The organism is Chryseobacterium sp. 14P4.3.2 (assembly GCF_057799275.1).
The window spans coordinates 76,805-96,811 of sequence record NZ_JBYOKO010000007.1; the positions used below are offsets into that span (position 1 = coordinate 76,805).

The following is a 20,007-nucleotide window of genomic DNA, read 5'->3' on the forward strand; positions in this document are numbered from 1 at the left end:
CTTTGTACCTTATAAATTACCCTCTGACATTAGCTTTTAACTCATGCTCCAGTGTCTGAAGATCCTGATCCAGTTTTCTTCTGTTATCAGCTCCCTGTTTCTGGATTTGTTTTACTTCATTCAATGTGTTGATCAGCATAGATGTTGTCTCTCTCAATGTTTCTACAGATACGATAGTCTGCTCATTGGCTCTGGCAACATTCACTGAATTCTGACCAAGGCGTTCTGCATTCTTTCTCAGGATTTCTTCTGTAGTGGCGGATACTTTTTGCTGAATTTCAATATTCTGCTGCTGTCTGTACATTGCCACTGCCAGTGAAAGCTGGTTTTTCCATACAGGAAGAGTCGTGGTAAGAATGGTCTGTGCTTTTTCAGCAATAGAAACGTTATTATTCTGTACCAGTCTGATCTGTGGAAGCGACTGCATCATGATCACTCGTACCACTTTAAGATCAGCCATTCTTCGGTCTAATCTTGCAATGAAATCTCTCTTATCTGCGATCTGATAATCCTGGAAGTTCTGAGGGGCTGCCTCCATTTGGGCAAGCTCTGCTGCAGCTCTTTCCATTCTTATGTTTCCTGCGATCACAAGATCTTCAATCTGCTTGATGGAATTCACATTACTTTCAAAAATAGTCTGCAGAACAGCATTATCTTTCGTAGAAGTAATGATACCTGCGTTTACTTTATAAGAGATCTGCTCGATATTGTTGATGATCTTATCATATTTTGCAAATAAATTTTCTACCTGAGTCATCACCTTCTTCATGAATGGCAACTTGCTCAGGAAGCTTTTAACTTTATTTCCATGAAGTTCTTCTACATCTACATAGTTAAGCTCTACCAAAAGATCATTGATCAGTCCACCTACTTCTCCTGAGTTTGATCTTCTTACATTTCCTAAAAAGCTGTCACTCTGGTTTGTTAAGGTCTTCTGCAATTCAGCCCCAAAATTCACGATTGAACCTGGGTTGGCTTCATCAATAGAATTCGCAAGAACTTCATATTTTTGACGCTCTTCCGTCTGCATCTGTGTCAGATTTACATTCCCTTCTCTGTCTACAAGAACTGCCGGTGCAGCATTTTGTACAGGCTGAGCCGGCGGAACCATTGGTGTAGGTTCAAATGTTTTAAGAGGTTCAATTGATCCAAGCGGATCTATGGGTTGATTTTCTTGATTATCCATGATTATTTCTGATAAATTGATACAAACTTTTCAAGGCCCTCTCTCTGTCCTGCTCCTACAGCCTCAAATTTCCATTCTCCGTTTCTGTTGTAGATTCTTCCGAATTCTACTGCCGTTTCGATTGAAAAATCTTCATCTAATTCATATTTTAAGATTTCTTCATTCGTATCTGTATTGAAAATTCTGATGAAAGAATTTCTTACCTGTCCAAAATTCTGCTTTCTCGCATCTGCATCGTGAATTGTTACAACCACTGTGATTTCCTTGATGGCATCATCAATTTTTGTAAGATCAATTTTAATTTGCTCATCATCTCCCGCTCCTTCTCCTGTAAGGTTATCTCCTGTATGGATCACTGATTTGTCCGGAGATTCAAGATTGTTATAAAAGATAAAGTGACTGTCTGAAACCAGCTTTTTATCATCGCCAAGCAAAAATAAAGAAGCATCTAAGTCAAATGCAGTTCCTGTAGAAGTGTTATTGGTATCCCATCCTAAACCTACAGTGAATTTAGGTGCGTTAATATTTTCTCTTTGTCCTTTTTGTAAGTTAATAGCCATAATATAATTCCGTTTGTGTTAAAGTATTGATGTTATTTTCGTATTCTGTTATTAAATGATAATTATTACTGATGGCCAGCTCCAGCAGCAGATCCATCTGTTCTTTTTTTACTTTAGACGTAAGATAATCAAAATTACTTGAATCCAGCCCTAAAATATATTTCACAATCCTTGTGTTAAACTGAAAGCTCTCTTTGTTCATCACTTCTGCAACATGTTTCACATTTTGTACTGCATAATAATTGAAAAAATTTTCAATCTTAGGATCGAGGTCAAAGTTCATCAGCTCTGCATAATACAGGAACATAAAATCTGCCTCAACGTTATATTCATTCAGTATTTTGTTCACTGTATATTCATGGCTTCCCGTAATTTTTATATCGTCTATAAAAATACAAAGTTTTCCTCTTAAAAAATCTTTATCTATATAATAAGTATCGTTCGCAATCAGATTTTTACGGTCTTCAAAATTAAGGTTCCCGTAATCTGTGATATAAGTATGATTTCTATTGATTTTTGATAAAATACTGGATTTTTTTCCCTTCTGAAACCTATAGAAATCCAAATACTTCTTAAAGTAAAAGCATAAAAAGTTGGAAGCCGTAGGAATAGCCATATACGGGCTTGGAAGCACTACAATCTCTTTATCAGTCTGTAAAAGTGCTTCATTTTCGGAAATAAATCCCTCGAATAACTCTTTTGCAAATTTTTCAGCATACGACTTATCGCCATATTTGAAATAGCTGTACTCTGCAGGTGAGAAAGTAAACTCATCCGCTGAATGAATGTGGTGTAAGCTGTATCGTTTATTCATGTTTATTTTTAGTGTTTAAGTAAATAGGCACTGAAACCGAAGTCCTTCGCTCCCTTATAATCAGCAACCGGATTATCTCCGATATGTAAAACCTGAGACAACGGCAGGTTCTTATCCAGAAGATTATTTTTCACCTCCTGAAAAATAAGAGGATTCGGTTTGGAACAGTTGATTTCATCAGAATAGATATGAAAATCAATGTACTGATCAAGGTTTTCATGAATCAGAAACTTTCTCATCGTTTTTCCCTTGATAAATCCTGTATTGCTTAAAATATTAATGGTCTTTCCGTGGTTTTTGATATCCTCAAAAAAACCATGGACATTTTCAAAAATCACAACCGGTCTGTATTCCAGAAATAAGTCTTCACTCTTTACATAAAACTCATTGAGTGTATCTTTATTCAACTCTTTTATATCTACATTCAGGGAACCAAGAATCATCAGATACATCTCAAATGTATCGATATTCCCTCCCGTCACCTCATTGATGGTATTACAAAGATCATCGTAATATTTTACGGTTTTCGCAACTTCCTCTATTGGTTTATCTACATTGAAAAACGAGGAGAACAGCTCAACTCTTTTTGCTTTAAATTCAGGATGAGATTTGATTAAGGTGAGCCACAGGTCAAAGGAAAAATGACAGTGGTTATGAATGTCAATATCTGTTTTCAATAGGTTTTAAGTTAAAAGTTTTATTTAGCTTTCTTGAAAAAGATTTATTTTTTTTTAATCATCAACAAGTGTTTAAATACTATTCTTCCCAAAGATAAAATTTTTATCATAAATGCATTACGTTAGTTGTGTGTTTTAAGATATATTTATGAAAATTGAAAAATTTCACAGACTCTCAGAAGCTGATTTATGAACCGTTTAATTTCCGGTCGTAAAAAAAATATTTTCAAAAATTCTTTGGAAATCAAAAAAAAATTATAATTTCGCAACCGATTAACAATCAATAATGTCAACAAAAATGATAAATATTATAACTTTAAGCCATCCTGTCAGAGCTGTGTTCTTTGGCAGCACTGAATATTTATCTGAATAGTTCTATAGATCTTTTATACCCAAAAATATATTGAAGACCTATCTATTCGGATAGGTCTTTTTTGCTGCCTTATTTTCAGACTTTAACAATTTAAACAACTTCTGTTATTTGTTAATATCTCTGAAAATTTTTCTCAACTCAAAATACAAAAAAGTTTTGCCGGTTTTATCAAGCCGGAGTGTATTTTGTGTTCATTATTTTCAGAACCTTTTCAAAATACAAATCTAAAAATCAACAATTTAAATCAAACAAAATGAAATACAACACACGAAATATAGGGATCATAGCACATGTAGATGCAGGAAAAACAACTTTATCGGAAAGGCTTCTGTATTACACGGGACTCATTCATAAAATCGGTAATGTAGATGATGGAAACACCACCATGGACAAGGATATTCAGGAAAGAAACCGAGGGATCACCATTTCTTCAGCTGCTGTTTCAACGCAATGGAAAAAAGATCATAAAGTGTATAATATCAATATTATTGATACTCCAGGACACATTGATTTCGCAGTGGAAGTAGAACGTTCTCTAAGGATTCTGGACAGTGTTGTCGCAGTTTTCTGCGCTTCATCCGGTGTGCAACCGCAAACTGAAAATGTATGGTACCAGGCTGAAAAACATGGCACTTCTAAAATTTGTTTCATTAATAAAATGGACAGAATTGGGGCAGACTTCTTTGCGGTTGTCCATGAGATAAAAACCAAGCTGAATGCCATTCCTATTGCTCTTCAGATTCCAATTGGCGCTGAAGTACATTTTGAAGGAGTCATTGATCTTGTCAAAATGAAAGCCTTATACTGGACCGATGAAAATGGGGAAATCATTGTTGAAAAAGACATTCCAACTGCATCCCGTACTGAAGCTGATGAATATAGAATGAAGTTAATGGAGACTCTTGCAGAATATGATGAGACTTTCTTTGACATTTTTATGAATACCGAAAATACAGTCACCGTTGAAATGATCGTAGAGGCTATGCAAAGAGTCTGCAGATCCGGAGCAGCTGTTCCTGTTCTCTGTGGTTCTGCCTTTAAAAATAAGGGAATCCAGCCTCTTCTTGATGCTGTGGTAACTTATCTTCCAGCTCCGGATCAGCTTGCTGACCTTCAGGGAAGAGATCCTCATACAGAAGAAGCAGTAATATTGGAAAGAAATGAAGCGGCTTCTTTTTCGGGACTTGTTTTCAAAGTCGTGATTGATAAACATATGGGAAGATTGGCCATGCTTCGTGTTTATTCCGGAGTGATAAAATCCGGTGATACGATACTGAATGTAAGAACGGGTGAAAGTTTTAGGATTTCGAGAATTTTACAGATGCAGTCGGATAAAACATTATCAATGGATGAAGCTAAAGCGGGAGATATTGTTGCTTTAACGGGAATAAAGGATGCCAAAACCGGAGATTCTTTATCTTCTCTGGACAATCCAATATTACTGGAAGCGATTACCATCCCAACTCCTGTTATCAGAGTTGCTATTGAACCGAAAACGAATGGTGATGAGAAATCTTTTGGTTTGGTACTGGCTAAAATTAAGGAGGAGGATCCTTCTTTAGTTGTTGAGAGAGACAAACAGACTGGAGAGACTTTATTGAGTGGGCTGGGAGAACTTCACCTTGAGGTTACTTTGGAAAAAATACGTCTGAATCATGGTATTGAAATCAATCAGGGAAGACCTAAAGTTTCTTACCGTGAGATCTTAACGGGAACTAAAATCCATAGAGAAAAGCTTTCCAAACAAAACGGAGGAAGCGGTCAGTTCGCTGATATCAGTTTTGAAATCGGACCAAGGAATGACAAAGAATATGGACTGGAGTTTGTCAATGTAATCAAAGGAGGTGTCATCCCAACTGAATTTATTCCTTCTGTTGAAAAAGGATTCAAAGAAGCAATGGAGCACGGTCCATTAAAAGGATATCCTCTGGAAAACATGAAGATTACCCTTCTGGATGGTTCTTTTCATGCTCAGGATTCTTCTGCATTTGATTTTGAAATTGCTGCCAGAGAAGGATTCAAAGCCGCTGCCAGAGGATGCAGTCCTAAATTGATGGAGCCTGTCATGCAGATAGAGATTCAAAGTATTGAGGAATATACGGGGGCTGTCACTGCGGATATCAACAGAAGAAGAGGAATCATTACTTCTATTGATGAAAGATCAGGAAGAAAGATTTTTGCAGCGGAAGTTCCGTTAGCTTCAACTTTTGGGTATATTTCCGATCTGAGAACGCTGACAAGCGGACGAGCTTCCATCAGCATGAAATTGTCGCACTATGCTTTAGTGCCTGATTTTATCGCGAATACATTAATAACCTAAACAAGCAAGGACTGGAGATTTATCTTACAGTCCTTGTCTGGTTATTGAGGTGCTTTATATAGTTTAATTGATAATTGATAAAAATTAACTATTGCCTTTTTCCTATTTTTCCGGAATTACCTTATAAGTAGGGTCTTCTTCAATATTAATTTCAACTACTGCTTCGGCATTTTTCAATATTTTTCGGCAGTCCTCGCTGAGATGTCGTAAGTGTAATGTTTTATTTTGTTCTTTATATCGTTTCGATAACTTATCTAAGGCATCTATCGCACTCATATCCACAATACGGCTTTCTTTAAAATCAATAACCACCTGATCCGGATCATCCGCAGGATCAAACTTATCTGTAAATGCTGTCACTGAACCAAAAAAAAGAGGTCCATATATTTCGTAATGCTTCACTCCATTCTCATCAGTATGTTTTCTGGCTCTGATTCGTTTGGCGTTATCCCAGGCAAAAACCAATGCAGAGATAATGACTCCTATCAGAACGGCCAGCGCAAGATTATGCAGAAGTATGGTTATCAAAGCCACTGTAACTCCCACCAATATATCAGTCTTCGGCATTTTATTTATAATTCTGATAGAAACCCACTGGAATGTACTGACAGCCACCATCATCATCACTCCTACCAGAGCTGCCATAGGAATTTTCTCTATAACAGGAGCACCAAAGAGAATAATCAGCAAAATCATTACAGAGGCTATAATTCCTGACAACCGGGCTCTGGACCCCGCATTAAGATTCACCAGTGTCTGTGCTACCATTGCGCAGCCACCCATTCCTCCAAAAAATCCATTGGTAATATTAGCAAGTCCCTGAGCGAGCGATTCTTTGTTTGCACTTCCTTTAGAATTGGTAATTTCGTCTACCATTGATAAAGTCAGAAGAGACTCAATAAGACCTACACCCGCCATAATTAAGGCGTATGGAAAGATAATCTGCAATGTTTCCATAGAAAAAGGAATGTTTGGGATATGAAAACTTGGGAGACTTCCGCTTATATGAGCAATATCCACTACTGTTTTTGTTGGGATATTAAAACCCAGAACAACAACAAATACCAATATAATGGCCACTAAGGAAGCGGGAACAGCTTTGGTAATTTTTGGAAAAAAATAAACGATAGCAATTGTAAGAGCAGTTAATCCTGCCATAATATATAAAGGAACTCCCTGAAGCCAGCCTACTGCTCCATTACTGTCTGTAATTCTAAACTGTTCAATCTGGGCCATAAAAATAATGACCGCCAGTCCATTCAGAAATCCATACATAACCGGCTGTGGAATAAGCCTGACAAATTTTCCTAGTTTAAAAATACCTACTAACATCTGGAGAATTCCTGCCAATGCTACGGTTGCAAAGAGATATTCTACTCCATGAGATTTTATGAGAGCAATCAGTACCACGATGGTTGCTCCTGCTCCTCCGGAAACCATTCCCGGACGTCCTCCCAAAACAGCCGTTACGAGCCCCATCATAAAAGCGGCATAAAGTCCGATAAGTGGGGAAAGCCCTGCCAGAATAGCAAATGAAAGTGACTCAGGAATCATTGTCATCGCTACGGTAAAGCCTGCCAGCAGTTCGTTTTTATAATTTATTTTCTTCGAAAAATCGAATAAGCTAATGGTATTTTTCATTGATGTGCAAAGGTATGGACTTGCCGGATGGTATACAATTTTTTCTTTTTCCACCTTTTTATTATTATCATCGTTTCTTTTAAAATAAATCACACATACGATTACATATTATGTTAATTTTAATTAAAATCTGATCATAAATAGACTTTTATATATTTCCGACTGGTTTTATTTTTAATTTTGTCTAAATTTGAAAGCAGATAAGCAATTATCCGGTACTAATCAAAAACATTCTATATATAAACAGCTGTATATCAAAACACAGCTGAGAATAAACAGTGTTACATCAAAAAACTTTAATAGGTTATATATTATTTACACAAATGGCAGAAAGAAGAAGCTAGAAAAAGAGGAAGAAAGATAAAACCCATTGATAATAAGGAATATATCCCAAAAGATACATTAAATAGACGATACCTACCTCCTTTTAATATATCAGATTTGTCCTAATCGAATTTGCGAAGATTTTGACCTTATTCCGTGTATTTAAAGATACCCGAACCTTTATTTTATCTTTTCCAATCTCATATATAAGTGAATTATACTCTGCTGTAAACAATAATACAAAACACCTATTTTCATTTTTTGATGTATAAATTTTAAACAAAAGATAATATTCAATAAAAATGTTATATAAAGAAATCCATATTGGGAAATTTATTCAGGAGAAGATTGATGAAAGTGAAATAACCATGGAGAGGATCTGCAAATTTTTAGGCAGTGATGAAGAATCCGTTGAAAAGATGTATAAAAGCAAATCTCTGGACGCTGACCTTCTTTTACGATGGAGTAAATTATTAGAATATGACTTTTTCAGGATTTACAGTTCTCACCTGATCTTATATGCTCCACCGTCTGCAGTGAATAAGAGCCAGCAGAAATCTGAAAAAATCCCTTATTTCAGAAAAAATATTTATACTCAGGAAATTAAAGATTTTATTATGAAAAGAATTCTTTCCGGAGAGATGACGCAGGGAGAGGTCATTAAAGAATATTCCATTCCTAAAAGTACACTCCACAGATGGCTTCAAAAGAGTGACAGTACTAACGGATAAAAAGAAATAAGATGCGCCCCAATTACAAAAAAATTTATCAGGATATGCTCAGGCTGGAACATCCTGAGAAGCTGAAAGATCCAAAGATTAAAGAACTTCTTGAAAAGCTTTACACTACAGAAGATGTCCTTAAGTTCAATGACAGACTTTTCAAGCATTCCAGAGAAAATCAAAAGCTTAAGACCTATGATAAGAAAACTATGCTCAAACTTCTTCAGTATCAGAAGAAACATAGTCATTCTACCAGCTATATGTCCAGAAAATATAAAATAAGCAGAACTACCCTTTCAAAATGGAAAACGATGTTTGAGGAAGAGCTTGAAAATACCATAAAAAATGCTGATAAGTAGTTTACCAGCATTTTTATAAAAATTCATCATCCGTTTCAGTATGAAACCGGAGGTGGGAAGAAGGAAGAAATTAAAGCCTGAAAAATTCTGACTTTATAGAAAATTATGATACAAAGATATCTTCCAGCTTCCCACTTCCGGCTTTTGACTGCATAAAAACAAGGCAAAAGCAAAAAGTGATGTCGTGCTCTAACCAACTGAGCTACTCTTCCTATATAGATTGTGTGTTTTTGTTGTGGAAGAGACGGGGCTCGAACCCGTGACACCGTCGCGAAGTAACACTGATTCTACGGCACTTGTTTTGTTTTTTTAAATCAAGGTAATATTTTCTGAATCTTCGGTGCATTTGCTCTACCAGCTGAGCTACTTCTCCTTTTCGAGGGAAAAGGCAGGATTCGAACCTGCGACCCAATGATTAAAATTTCGAAGTATGATTCTAAAACGACACTTGATAAGGCAAGATAATTATATCAAACAGAGACTTGCTGGCGGAGTGTTATCATTTTTACACTACCATAACAGGACAGGACTCAAACCCATATTGCCGCCTCTACATACGAAGTAACTCTGTTTTACGACACTTGCTTTTTATAGTTATTCATGACTATTAGTTTTATCTTTTGCAAATTTATATTTCATGTACGCATTCTTTTTACGCAGTGATTTTTTATTAAAAAACCAAGCAAATTAATGATAAGAGTAATTGATGTTCAATTGGAAGTTGACGATGAAACTCTTATCAACGGCATTGGTTCGTTACCGGGCAATCTGGTGAAAGACTCTGTCAGTTTGGAATCGAAGGATGTCTTTCTAACGGCACCAGTAATATTAACACTGCAAAATTACACTGTATGTACGCGATCTTTTTACGTAGTTTATTTTTTTATTTAAATTTTGTTCGTTTTGCCTTGAAGCAAAAGAACCAAAAGTTCAAGACTTGGAAACTACGGCTAAAAATAACCTATCCTCTCTAAAAATTCTAAAACTTGCGCGAATGTAATGTTACTTCTTCGATTCACTTTCTGTATCGCGCTTCAAACAATAGAATTTTCTTAACGTTCGCATAGCTTATTTTCTTAACGCCTCCATTTCCTATGTCACTTTCCAATTCCGGCTAATTGCTTAGAAACTTTCTCCGGAAATTTATAATTCATCATTTTTAAAATGGATAATATTCTGTTCTTAAAATTGATTTGATGCTGTATTACTTTTTCCAACTCAGTTTTGAGTTCGCATTCATCTACTTCTGCAACAATTTTTATATCTCCAAGATCATCCATACCTGATTCTGTATACTCTGAAAAACTTATTTTTCCGTTTTCTCTTTTATATAAAACCCATGGATGCCCTATCCATAACATAGTCCAGGCGGAAGTATGATTTTCAAAAATATCCTGCCAGTTCTGAATATCAGACATATCTCCACAACAATTGGGTTGAATAGGTATCTGATCATATTCCTTCAGTACCACTCCCCCACCAAAAGCCATTACAAAATCAACTTCTTCAGGATCATCAAAATCTATCTTATCCACTTTAGATTCTAAAATCATCTTTAAGTTTTCATCATCAATGGTTTCTATATCCACCAGATAAGATCCTTGTCCAATAGGTTTAAAGTTAAATTTTAGCTTCGAAGCTAATTCTTCCCATTTCATATACCATTTTTCAGGATTCGGATAATCCGCGATTGAAGGAAGCTCATATTCTTCTTTAGCATAGATAAGTGGACTGACTTCAATAGTATTAATAAGTGTTATCATAATAAATACTTTAAATTTCCTTAGCCCCGATTGTAACGGCATCCTTTTTCTAAGCTGGCTCTGTAAGAAGCATTGGAGAAAAAGATAGAGTGGAAAGCGGGATTAAGCTCCTTAATAAATTGTTTATTTTAAAAGCAGTGCCTTTTACAGCACTACATTTTTTATCATTTCTACGGCAGATTTCTGATCTTCCAAAGCATTCAGTACATCAAAAATTTTATCTGACCAGCCTGCAATAAGGTATACATCATTTTTTCTGATATCAAGCGGCTGTTTTCCATAGCCTGCCAGGTCAAAAATATACAGTTTTGCATTGGGAGCAATTGTTTTGTATCTGCTCCATGAAGCTTCCAAAGAGTTTGCGGTCCCGGTACTATTCCACATCTGGGTATCCGTGAAGAGCATTACTTTATCTACATTTTCTTTTCTTTTGATCAGGTCCTCTATTACCAGATAGCCATTGGTAGAATATCCTACTTTGCCCTCACTCTTGTACAGTTCATCCACATTTCTCAGAATACCTCTTTTAGGCATTGGGGTTCTCAGCCATCGGTCACCAAACATACCTGTCACCACATTTTTACAATGAGACTGTAAAATCATAGACATCAGTAAACCAATATCATAAAGTAAGATCTTACTTTTAGGTGAAACCGGCTGCTGCATAGAGCCGGATACATCGGCAGCAATCACTACTGACGTATCAAAACCAAAACCTTTGATATTTCCGGCACTTATCACAACGGCACTTTCCAATGCCTCCAGAAGTGAAGAAGTGTAAGGAGAATCTATTTTTTTCAATTCTCTGTATGCTGCCAGAAATCTGAAAGGCAGCTGTTTTGACTTCATTACCGCTCTCTCATCTGATAAATAACCGCATATTTTTTCCATCGCATCAGGTGATACCCCAGCTTCCAAAATATTTCTAAGGTTTCTCAAAGTGGCCATATAGCCCATTTTGTTGCTGAAGATAAGCTCTTCCCATTTGTTTTTAAATGCCCGCTTTCTTTCTGTATCGTCGAAAAATTTTGCCTGACCTAGATTTGAAAGTTCAACCTCCCAGGTATAAGGCGTCTGCAAATTACCATTCACAATTTTATTGAAAATTTCCTGCTGGTTTTCATCTTTAGCTTTTGGATGAACCAGAAACAAGGCATCTTTCAATGTTACATCTGCTTTTCGGTTGTATTTTGCAAACTGGTATTCATCAAATTTGTTGAATGACTTCACCAGACCTTTCTGAATTTGCTTTGACAATCTGTTCAGCTTTTTAGTTTGTGTTCTTTCATTGGCAAGTTGGTAATAAGCCAGCAGCTCTGTAATTTCATCAGCTCTCTGAACAACACCATCCACAGTTCTGCTCACCAGATCAGTTCCTGAAGTATGCTTAGCCAATTCTGTCGTCAAAACCAACGGAATAGTACGCAGATACATATCTCTTCTTGCATATACCGCCAATCTTGCCACGAATTCAGGATCATTTTTCTTAATCAGAGACTGGATTCTTTCCAATCTGTCATTTCCTTTTTCATAGGTGGTATTTGACAGCCCTGTTGTAACAACAGCACTATATAATTCTTCGGCAGGTGTCATTGCATACGCTTTTTCACCTTCGTAGTTTAGTACTACTTTATTTTCTCTCTTTAAAAAATTAAATTTCATGGTTACTGTTTTTCTGTTAAACATCGGAAGGATTGATACTTCCTCTCTGATTTCTGATGCAAAATAAACGTTGTCTTACGCAATGTTTCTGCGTAGAACCTTAATATTTAAAATTTTTCCGGATTTAATTTCAATTATCTTCCGGATTGTCCTGATTATGCAGATTTTAAAAAGAGAATGATTCTATTTTAATTTTGGAAAAGCCAGATAAATGAGGCAATATATATTAAAGCGGAGTATAACCCACCTCTAAGGAATGACTATCATTCTAAATTTAGAATTTTTCACTTTCAATTATCAATTATAAAAACCTTCTATCATTCATTTCATATAAAGAGATCACGAATCTCTATCTTTTAAGGATTTGTTTTCTAGCTTTGTTCTTATTAAAATCAGAACTATGATTAAAGGATTATATGAAACACACGTTCAGGTAAGTGATTTGGAAAATGCTATTCAGTTTTATACAGAGGTATTGGGCCTAAAATTAGCTCATAGAGATGAGACCCGTCCTATTGCCTTTTTATGGGTTGGAGAAGGGAAAGAGTTTATGCTGGGACTATGGGAGCAAAAGGAGAATCTTCAGCCAAGACATTTTGCTTTTTCAAGCAGTAAGGAAGATATTTTAAATTATTCTGTAGAGTTTTTAGAAAAAAAGGATTTAAAGCCTTATAATTTCCTGAAAAACGGAAGTATAGAGCCGATGGTATTTTCATGGATGCCCGCTTTGGCCATCTATTTCAACGATCCGGATGGTAATCAACTGGAATTTATTTCAATTCTTGAAGGAGACGGTCAACCAGAATTGGGTGTACTTTCTTATGAGGATTGGTTAGCTCAAAAAAAATAATAAAATCTTATTATCTTATAAGCTTGTTTTCAGCCACGAATCTTTTCATTTAACATTCGTGGCCAGAAAATAAAGCATTATGAATATCTTTAAAAAAAACTGTTGTTAAATATTAACCAGTTTTTTTACAGCCAGCATATGCTTACAAGGGCCTCTTTCCCCCTGATATTTGCTGAACCATTCGCATGTACACCGTTCTTTTTCATCATCAATGATTACGGTATGATGTACACCGGTTCCTCCTACTCTGGCTTCTGTTCTTTCTTTGTTACTATTTAATATTTCTACTCTTCCTTCGTGTATCAGCTTCTCTGCATTTTTCATACGGGGATTCATTTCCAGAATACGGCTAAGCTTAAAAGGCAATCTCCGGTAGAAAAATTCCTGATCATCAAGGTCATATCCTAATAGTCCCATGGCTGCAAGTCTTCCTGTAAGATTCTCAGTGGCTGTAAGGCTTAGGTTTTCTTCCAGAGCCAATGCAGTTGTACTGAATGACTGATTGGCATATGCATATTTATCCAAAGCATCAATCCACTGATCTGAAATATCAGAAATAAGGCTATCCAAAACTGCCCCCTCTCCCGAAAATCCTCTCCAGCTTTCTCTTGATAAAGAAAAACTGAATTTTATATTCCCCATATAAAGCTGCCAGGTCGTAGACTGCATATTAGAATGCGAAAAGATCTGCATAGAGTCTATATAAGGAAGTAAAGGTTCCAGAAGGCGAAGCCTGTGAAGACCGCCAATGCATACAGCATCTGCTGATTTTACAGGAGAAAACATAGGTTTATTTCCTCTTACGATAAGATAATAGTCTGATTTCACTACTCCTTTCGGCATTCCCCGGAACAACTGCTGAGTCTGAATTTTGTTGAAGCTATGTCGTTTTTCAGATTGAGATAAATAAATCTGTACGGTTCCAAGACCTTTGATCCATTTTACAGGTAACGGAACTTTTCTTTCTATTACTTTTTTCTCTTCTTTGTATAAACCGACTTCTTTTTCTCCCACAGAAAGCATAATTCTCTCATTGGGACGGATACTTCCCAAAGCGGTTATCATGGGTTGATTAAAGTCCACATTGGTAGTTCCGTTTTCTAAAAATTCACCATCCAGACCATCAGGTAATACATCCACCCTTGCATAAACTCCCGCACAATGTGAAAATCCCTCAAAGCGCAGTCTTTCATTTCCCGCAGTGACAATAGGATCTTTGAGGAGTGATATCTGAAACGGTGACAGATTAAAACTGGACTTCACAATATTAGAAAGTGTAATCAGACATCTGGCCAGAATAAACGGCTGGCCAACATTTCCCCAAAAAAAGCAGGGAACATCCGTGTTTTTGTGTATCTCACTGTATTTAGCAAGAAACAGTTCTTCCAGATCATCTTTTTTTGCCAAAGAGGATGACCTGGAATAGTTGTAAATAAGCGTATCTTCCATAAATTATTTTTTTAGAAGAAGATTGCAGATTTTTTTCAGGCTCGAGTTTTCTTTCCAGTCGTTTAATTTTTCTATTAAGTTTATATGGGCTTCCGACTGATTTAAAGCCAATACTTCGTGATACACTTCAAGGAGTTTTTTCAGGTTGGTAACAGGTTCTCCCATTTGAAGCAGTATATTGGAAATAAGTTCTTCCAATGCTATATTATGATTTTTACTGACATTCAGCATATGATGCTGCATAAGGTCTGTTAATCTTTTAACAGGTGCCCATTCCAGTTTTTCGTGAAGTCCGATTACTCTTCCCAGTTCTGCATTGTCCATCATTTGATGAGAAACGTGTTCCAGCCAGATTTCGGCAGCCGTTCCACGGATTGTTTTATCCCCGTCAAGGAAGATTGTTCCTAAAAACAGATTTCCTATTTTATCCAGAGGTTTCTTGATCTGATAAAGAGCTTGTGAAGTATTCAAAACAAGGTTTCTTTCATAGACCTCAGCAATCCCGGAATAGAAAAGACAGTGTTTAATCACTTTCGCCAATGCATTTGCCGGAGTATTCGGAAAACACCACATTAATGCAGGAGTTTCAGAAAGTTCTTTCTGGCCTGCAACAAAATATTCCAGAAATAAAGGTTCTTTTCTTTTTTCAAGATGATATTTTGGGATAACAATATTCAGCTCAACCGGATAATATGAGTTTTTCTTGTTATCAATAGTTTTCCAGCTGTAGTTTCCAATAAGGAATTCTTCAGGAATATTATCATATCCAAAATTGCTGAATTCACTAAATACAGTTTCCGGTGAACGCGTAATCCCGGCTGTCATCCACCATGAAGGGTGTTCAAATTTTCCCTTCGGACGGATATCTTTGCCAAAGAAGAAAAGCAGTAGCTCTCTGTACTCACCTTTTAATTTTTCCTCAACTAATTTTATTGCTTCCGAGGTATTGTCTAAGGCACAGCGCTGCAATGCCAGCTGAACATCCAGGTGATGGGGTTCTATATTTTTATTCTGATAGATCTCAAATTTTTCCACCAAAGCCACGGGAGAAATCCAGCACGGTGAATGCGTGATTGTAAACAGCAATGGAATGCTGTCTCCCAGTTTTATCTTTTGATGTATAAATATGGCAATTTCCTTAAAAGCTTTCATTGCAGGAGATTCGGCTCCTACTTTTTCCATAGGGCCCAGTTTCTTCTGATAATTTGAATTGGCCTCTCTTCCAGCTTCCTCTTCACTGGTTTTCTGATATATTTTTTCTAGGTTTTTAAGCTGAATGGGATATTTTTCCAATAAGCTCAGTCCGTAATTGATAATCAGATTACACAATAAAACATTCAAATAAGGAACTTCCCATTTTGCAATTGTTTTGCATGCTTTCAGGAATACGGGCTCTATGAGTTTTACAGATTCAGCATCTACTTCATTGGCAAAACGTATAAATCCATCTAAAGCGATATCACAATGGTGGCTATAAGGGTCTTCCATTGCCAAAGGAAGAAAGAACATCAGATCTTCAAAGTTTTCAAGTACTTTGACTTTATTTTCTTCCGTAGTAAGAGAGAGTTTTTCAGAGGCTAAATCTTCCAGCTCCTGTTGTTTATCTTCTATATATTTTTCCAGAAGAGGACGTACATTGGTCAGGATATTGTCCGAATAATGTGATAACGCTTCTTTTATGTTTTCAGAAGGCGGGATATATTTCAGAATAATCTTTGCTGCTTTCGTCTGTATGCCATCATCTTTGCTTACAAATGCAGTACTTAAAGCCATTCCCAACATTTCCGGATCGAGTCTTTTTCTCTGAAAGATTTTTTCCGTTAGAGACAGGCCGGAGATCACTACTGTCTTCACCTCCGAACTCAGCAAGTTTGGAAGGTAATGGGAAAGTTCTTCGGTTTTAATGTCCGCTCCTGCTATTTTCTTCAGGTGTGTCAAAATGGTATTGACCGCTTTTGACTGTACCGATGCCAATCCGGCAAGCAATTCATTCTGAAGCTCCAGTAGTTCTGCTTCTGTAGGCTTTAAGGTAGTAAACGCATCCATAAACCAGCCCGTCACATTTTTGTTAAAGTTTCTGTTGGAAGCCAGCAAACATTCTCGTAAAAATCGTTTTCTTTCAATTTTCTGTTCTGCTACCAACTTTTGAACCAGGGGGAACCACTCTTTACGGAATGGTAAAGATTTGGATGGGTATTCACATAAATACCAAAAGTGGGTTGTAAGTGTTTCCGGATACTGATCCAAATCTGATGGATAATTGCTCAGGTGATGCCCAAGCAGCTCCGGTCTGGGTTCTACATATCCTTTTTTTGTCCATCCCAGGATGTCATGATAATTGAAGGCTGTAAACTCGGCTTCTACAGATTCATTGATAAAGTCCGAAAACCAATCTGGACACCCCCACTCCAAAATCTGCTCTGTCTGTTCGGCATTCCGGAAGAGGCTCCAGTAATTTTTACCGAAATTCTTTTTGTCCATACAAACAAATGATGCAATATCAATGATAGAATGCTGACTGGCAGAACCTACCGTATGATAGGAATTTTTAGTCATCACAATTTTACTGATTTCGCGGTCCATTTTCTTTATGGATGGCACTAATGTTTTTCTTTCTTCTACACTAAGTTGTTTTAGAAAAGGAATAATCTCATGTACTTGCTCCTCATTAAGGATCTCATAAAGTCTTTCTTTCATGTGCTTTTAATTTGATATATAATTTTTTTCAGGTTATTCTCTTTTTTCCATTCTTTAAGCAGACCGGAAACCGTTTCATCGGGTAACGTCTGATTCTTGCTAAGCAGTTCATAATAAAGCTCTAATAGCTTTTTCAGATTAAAAACCGGCTTTTCTATTGCTGAAAGAATGGCTGTCAGCAGTTTCTCGAAAGCCAGATTATGGCTGGTACTCAAATTAATAAGACCATATAATCCGTCTGTAAGTCTTTTAACAGGAGCCCACTCAAAACTGATCTTTTTACCGATCAGAATTCCTAGTTCCTGTACCTCAAAATCCTCGGAAACCGCCTTGTTTACTAGGACTTCAAAAGCTATACCACAAAATATTTTATCCTTACTAAATAGTCCCGCAGACAGTAGTAAATAATGAACAGGCTGAAAAGGAAGATGAAGTCTCATCCACGCATCCAGAAGTTCTATATTCTTTTTGATATCATACTGATAAACGGAATTGGATAGACTTTCATTATATTTCCTGCCTACAATAGTGCCGGAAAAATAAGGAGAAGTATATAAAATAGGGATCAAATCGTCATCATACACAGCATGATAAGAGTTGAATAAATGGTCTAAGAAGGAAGCTTTTTCCGAAAGTTCTTTCCGGCTATCAATAGAAACCAAGAGCTGTGGGACTTCTTCTGTATTATTCCATTTATAAATTTTCCGGTAACTGAACTCCTGGTTGAAGCTGCCATCCAGGTATACATGGTCATAGCGGTCTCTGAAATAATTCCCATCGAAAACAGGCTTCAGAAATTCAAAATATTTTTCATTTAACTGTTCTTTTGCATAATTTTCTTCCTGATCAGGATTTTCTTTTTTTACACGAAGAACCGCGATCTGCAAGTCAAAAGGTATTGGCAGTTCGTCATGCAGCTGATAGATTCTCAAGTTATTAACCAGATGATGAACACTAATCCAGCAAGGGGTATGATCAGGTACGCAGAGAAGAGGAAGTTTTTTATTTTCTTTAAGTAGTTCAAAAACACCTGAAAGAAGCTGGTGATATGCTTTAAAAACAAAAGGAGTCTTCTCTTCAACCCAATTTTCAAGGGTATGGAACTCTAGCTGTGCGTCTAACAGAATCTGAGATTTTCTCTTTTGTTTCAATATTCCATAATTGACAAAAAATGCAGCCAGCAGGTGACGCAGACCTGATGCTCCTTTTACCTTAAGTGCCGCTTTGAAAGCCGGCTCCAGCTGATTGAAATGTTCTTCCTGAAATTCACCATTAAATTTTAACAAAGCTTCTAAAAACTGTTCAAAATGGCAAACTTCATTGTTACTGAAAACCTGTGGTGCAAAGAAGATAAAATCATCAATAGTCTCAATGGATAGAACAGGTTCCGACAAATGCCATGAAACGGTCTCATAGCCATGGGTTTCTTTACTTTCAATCTTTACTTTTCCGGTAAGAAATTTCTCCAGTAATGTTTGGGCGTCTGAAAGAAGAGATTCTTTATAAAGTGTTAATTCTTGTTGTATTTTTTCGGATTCAGGGTTTCCATATTTAGCAATGATTTTTGCAGCTTTCGTTTGCAGTGTTTTATCTTTATTCAGAAAAACAGGCATCACAAGAAGACAGCTCTCTTCATTATATCTGTTATTATCTTTGGCTATTTTTTCTACAGTAAGAAGCAATGCACTGACAATATTTTTGGTAGGAAGTGTGATCAGGGAAGATCCTGCATGTAAAAACTCTTCTGTTTTAAATGCTTTGTCTGTGATGACTTGGTTAATTATTTTTAATGTTCCGGGGAATAGGGAATGCTGTGTTGAATGAAAAATCATAAACAGCTCCTCCTGGAGTTCTAAAATTTCTTTACCGCTAGGTTCAAGGTAAGCAAAAAGCTCTAAAAACCAGGTATTATGGTCCTTTGAAAAATTAAAATTAAGAGCTTTAAGACTGGATCTGAGAAGTTTGGAGCGATCAATTTTCTGGTCCTGAGCAAGGGCTTTCAAGACCTCTTTCCAGTTTCTGCCTTTGTAATGAGAAGTAATATCAGATTCATATTCAAACATGAGCCAGATATGCGATTCTAAGGTAACAGGATAAGTGAATAAAATTTCTTCTGATGAGCTTTCGAAACTTCCTGAAGATGAAAGTAATGAGGCACTTATATCGTCATTCAGATTAAGGTAGCCTTTCTGCTCCCATTCCAAAACTTTCAAATAGTTAAAATTTCTTAAAAATAAATGGCTTTCTCCCAACCAATCAGGAACATAAAACTCAAAAAGGTCATCGATGAGGTCCACCGGCATTGAATAATATCCGGGACTTAGTTTATCATATTCGGTTTTGCTTTTGCAACAGGCTAAAGCAGCCAACACAGAGATATTATTGTGCCCCCATTCTCTATTAATATATATTTTTAAAAGAGCAAGAACTTCTTTTTTATCTTTTGGTGTGAGCGTCTTAAGAAAAGGAACAGTTTCCTTGATTCTATAGTTTAAATATATGGTCTTAAACTCGTCCTCAATTAGCATAGATTCATTCTTGGTGGCTAAAATAACAAAAAATGATCTACAGGAAATAAATTATCCCTTGAAAGTGAATTTTTTAACAAAA

General features: G+C 36.4%; 14 protein-coding genes. 4 read left to right on the forward strand and 10 right to left on the reverse strand.

Going from position 1 to position 20,007, the window contains the following annotated elements; translation table 11 throughout:
• Positions 1-16: 16 nt before the first annotated feature.
• Genes AC27VX_RS12160 through AC27VX_RS12175 form a run of 4 tightly spaced genes read right to left on the reverse strand, consistent with a single transcriptional unit; the run spans position 17 to position 3,237 of the window.
• The gene (locus AC27VX_RS12160; protein WP_236857486.1) at positions 17-1,186 is read right to left on the reverse strand and encodes a toxic anion resistance protein; all 1,170 of its coding nucleotides are present in this window, start codon (positions 1,184-1,186) and stop codon (positions 17-19) included.
• Positions 1,187-1,188: 2 nt separating this feature from the next.
• A complete protein-coding gene (locus AC27VX_RS12165; RefSeq protein ID WP_236857485.1) occupies positions 1,189-1,746 on the reverse strand; it encodes a TerD family protein in 558 nt (185 codons plus the stop codon).
• Positions 1,736-2,560, reverse strand: coding sequence for a phosphoribosyltransferase family protein (locus AC27VX_RS12170; RefSeq protein ID WP_488695778.1), 825 nt, complete (start codon positions 2,558-2,560; stop codon positions 1,736-1,738). Before AC27VX_RS12170 ends, AC27VX_RS12165 begins: the two co-directional genes overlap by 11 nt.
• Positions 2,561-2,568: 8 nt before the next feature.
• Positions 2,569-3,237 carry an HAD family hydrolase gene (locus tag AC27VX_RS12175; RefSeq protein WP_488695780.1) on the reverse strand — a complete coding sequence of 223 codons (669 nt, stop codon included), beginning with the start codon at positions 3,235-3,237 and terminating at the stop codon, positions 2,569-2,571.
• A 626-nt stretch (positions 3,238-3,863) separates the two neighbouring features.
• Between AC27VX_RS12175 and fusA the strand changes: the two genes are divergently transcribed.
• Positions 3,864-5,930: an elongation factor G gene (gene fusA, locus AC27VX_RS12180; RefSeq protein WP_236857482.1), complete on the forward strand. Its 2,067-nt coding sequence runs from the start codon at positions 3,864-3,866 to the stop codon at positions 5,928-5,930.
• Between the two features lie 102 nt (positions 5,931-6,032).
• On the opposite strand, the gene AC27VX_RS12185 is transcribed toward fusA, so the two are convergent.
• Positions 6,033-7,571 carry a SulP family inorganic anion transporter gene (locus tag AC27VX_RS12185; protein ID WP_488695945.1) on the reverse strand — a complete coding sequence of 513 codons (1,539 nt, stop codon included), beginning with the start codon at positions 7,569-7,571 and terminating at the stop codon, positions 6,033-6,035.
• A gap of 626 nt (positions 7,572-8,197) precedes the next feature.
• On the opposite strand from AC27VX_RS12185, the gene AC27VX_RS12190 reads away from it, so the two are divergent.
• A complete protein-coding gene (locus AC27VX_RS12190) occupies positions 8,198-8,626 on the forward strand; it encodes a transposase (RefSeq protein WP_236857481.1) in 429 nt (142 codons plus the stop codon).
• 11 nt (positions 8,627-8,637) lie between these two features.
• Positions 8,638-8,976 (forward strand): helix-turn-helix domain-containing protein, encoded by a 339-nt coding sequence (locus AC27VX_RS12195; RefSeq protein WP_236857480.1) that lies wholly within the window; start codon positions 8,638-8,640, stop codon positions 8,974-8,976.
• 1,097 nt (positions 8,977-10,073) lie between these two features.
• On the opposite strand, the gene AC27VX_RS12200 is transcribed toward AC27VX_RS12195, so the two are convergent.
• Together AC27VX_RS12200 and AC27VX_RS12205 are read right to left on the reverse strand one after the other, a co-directional pair.
• Positions 10,074-10,739, reverse strand: a complete 666-nt coding sequence (locus tag AC27VX_RS12200; protein ID WP_488695783.1) for a hypothetical protein — start codon at positions 10,737-10,739, stop codon at positions 10,074-10,076.
• Between the two features lie 144 nt (positions 10,740-10,883).
• Positions 10,884-12,401, reverse strand: a complete 1,518-nt coding sequence (locus tag AC27VX_RS12205; RefSeq protein ID WP_488695785.1) for a TROVE domain-containing protein — start codon at positions 12,399-12,401, stop codon at positions 10,884-10,886.
• A gap of 400 nt (positions 12,402-12,801) precedes the next feature.
• Here AC27VX_RS12205 and AC27VX_RS12210 point away from each other — a divergent pair, with 400 nt between their 5' ends.
• Complete coding sequence (locus tag AC27VX_RS12210; RefSeq protein ID WP_236857477.1) at positions 12,802-13,251, forward strand: VOC family protein; 450 nt, start codon at positions 12,802-12,804, stop codon at positions 13,249-13,251.
• Positions 13,252-13,356: 105 nt separating this feature from the next.
• On the opposite strand, the gene AC27VX_RS12215 is transcribed toward AC27VX_RS12210, so the two are convergent.
• From AC27VX_RS12215 to AC27VX_RS12225, 3 genes are read right to left on the reverse strand one after another with little or no spacing between them, the layout of a single operon-like run.
• The gene (locus tag AC27VX_RS12215; RefSeq protein ID WP_488695787.1) at positions 13,357-14,700 is read right to left on the reverse strand and encodes an SWIM zinc finger family protein; all 1,344 of its coding nucleotides are present in this window, start codon (positions 14,698-14,700) and stop codon (positions 13,357-13,359) included.
• A 3-nt stretch (positions 14,701-14,703) separates the two neighbouring features.
• Positions 14,704-17,397 (reverse strand): DUF6493 family protein, encoded by a 2,694-nt coding sequence (locus AC27VX_RS12220; RefSeq protein ID WP_236857475.1) that lies wholly within the window; start codon positions 17,395-17,397, stop codon positions 14,704-14,706.
• Positions 17,394-19,925 (reverse strand): DUF6493 family protein, encoded by a 2,532-nt coding sequence (locus AC27VX_RS12225; protein ID WP_488695790.1) that lies wholly within the window; start codon positions 19,923-19,925, stop codon positions 17,394-17,396. The genes AC27VX_RS12220 and AC27VX_RS12225 overlap by 4 nt, the downstream gene beginning before the upstream one ends.
• Positions 19,926-20,007 lie beyond the last annotated feature (82 nt).

Bases quoted from the DNA above. Each gene is read 5' to 3' on its own strand.
- AC27VX_RS12160 (WP_236857486.1), bottom strand. From the start codon at position 1,186: ATGGATAATCAAGAAAATCAACCCATAGATCCGCTTGGATCAATTGAA.
- AC27VX_RS12165 (WP_236857485.1), bottom strand. From the start codon at position 1,746: ATGGCTATTAACTTACAAAAAGGACAAAGAGAAAATATTAACGCACCT.
- AC27VX_RS12170 (WP_488695778.1), bottom strand. From the start codon at position 2,560: ATGAATAAACGATACAGCTTACACCACATTCATTCAGCGGATGAGTTT.
- fusA (WP_236857482.1), top strand. From the start codon at position 3,864: ATGAAATACAACACACGAAATATAGGGATCATAGCACATGTAGATGCA.
- AC27VX_RS12185 (WP_488695945.1), bottom strand. From the start codon at position 7,571: ATGAAAAATACCATTAGCTTATTCGATTTTTCGAAGAAAATAAATTAT.
- AC27VX_RS12190 (WP_236857481.1), top strand. From the start codon at position 8,198: ATGTTATATAAAGAAATCCATATTGGGAAATTTATTCAGGAGAAGATT.
- AC27VX_RS12195 (WP_236857480.1), top strand. From the start codon at position 8,638: ATGCGCCCCAATTACAAAAAAATTTATCAGGATATGCTCAGGCTGGAA.
- AC27VX_RS12200 (WP_488695783.1), bottom strand. From the start codon at position 10,739: ATGATAACACTTATTAATACTATTGAAGTCAGTCCACTTATCTATGCT.
- AC27VX_RS12205 (WP_488695785.1), bottom strand. From the start codon at position 12,401: ATGAAATTTAATTTTTTAAAGAGAGAAAATAAAGTAGTACTAAACTAC.
- AC27VX_RS12210 (WP_236857477.1), top strand. From the start codon at position 12,802: ATGATTAAAGGATTATATGAAACACACGTTCAGGTAAGTGATTTGGAA.
- AC27VX_RS12215 (WP_488695787.1), bottom strand. From the start codon at position 14,700: ATGGAAGATACGCTTATTTACAACTATTCCAGGTCATCCTCTTTGGCA.
- AC27VX_RS12220 (WP_236857475.1), bottom strand. From the start codon at position 17,397: ATGAAAGAAAGACTTTATGAGATCCTTAATGAGGAGCAAGTACATGAG.
- AC27VX_RS12225 (WP_488695790.1), bottom strand. From the start codon at position 19,925: ATGCTAATTGAGGACGAGTTTAAGACCATATATTTAAACTATAGAATC.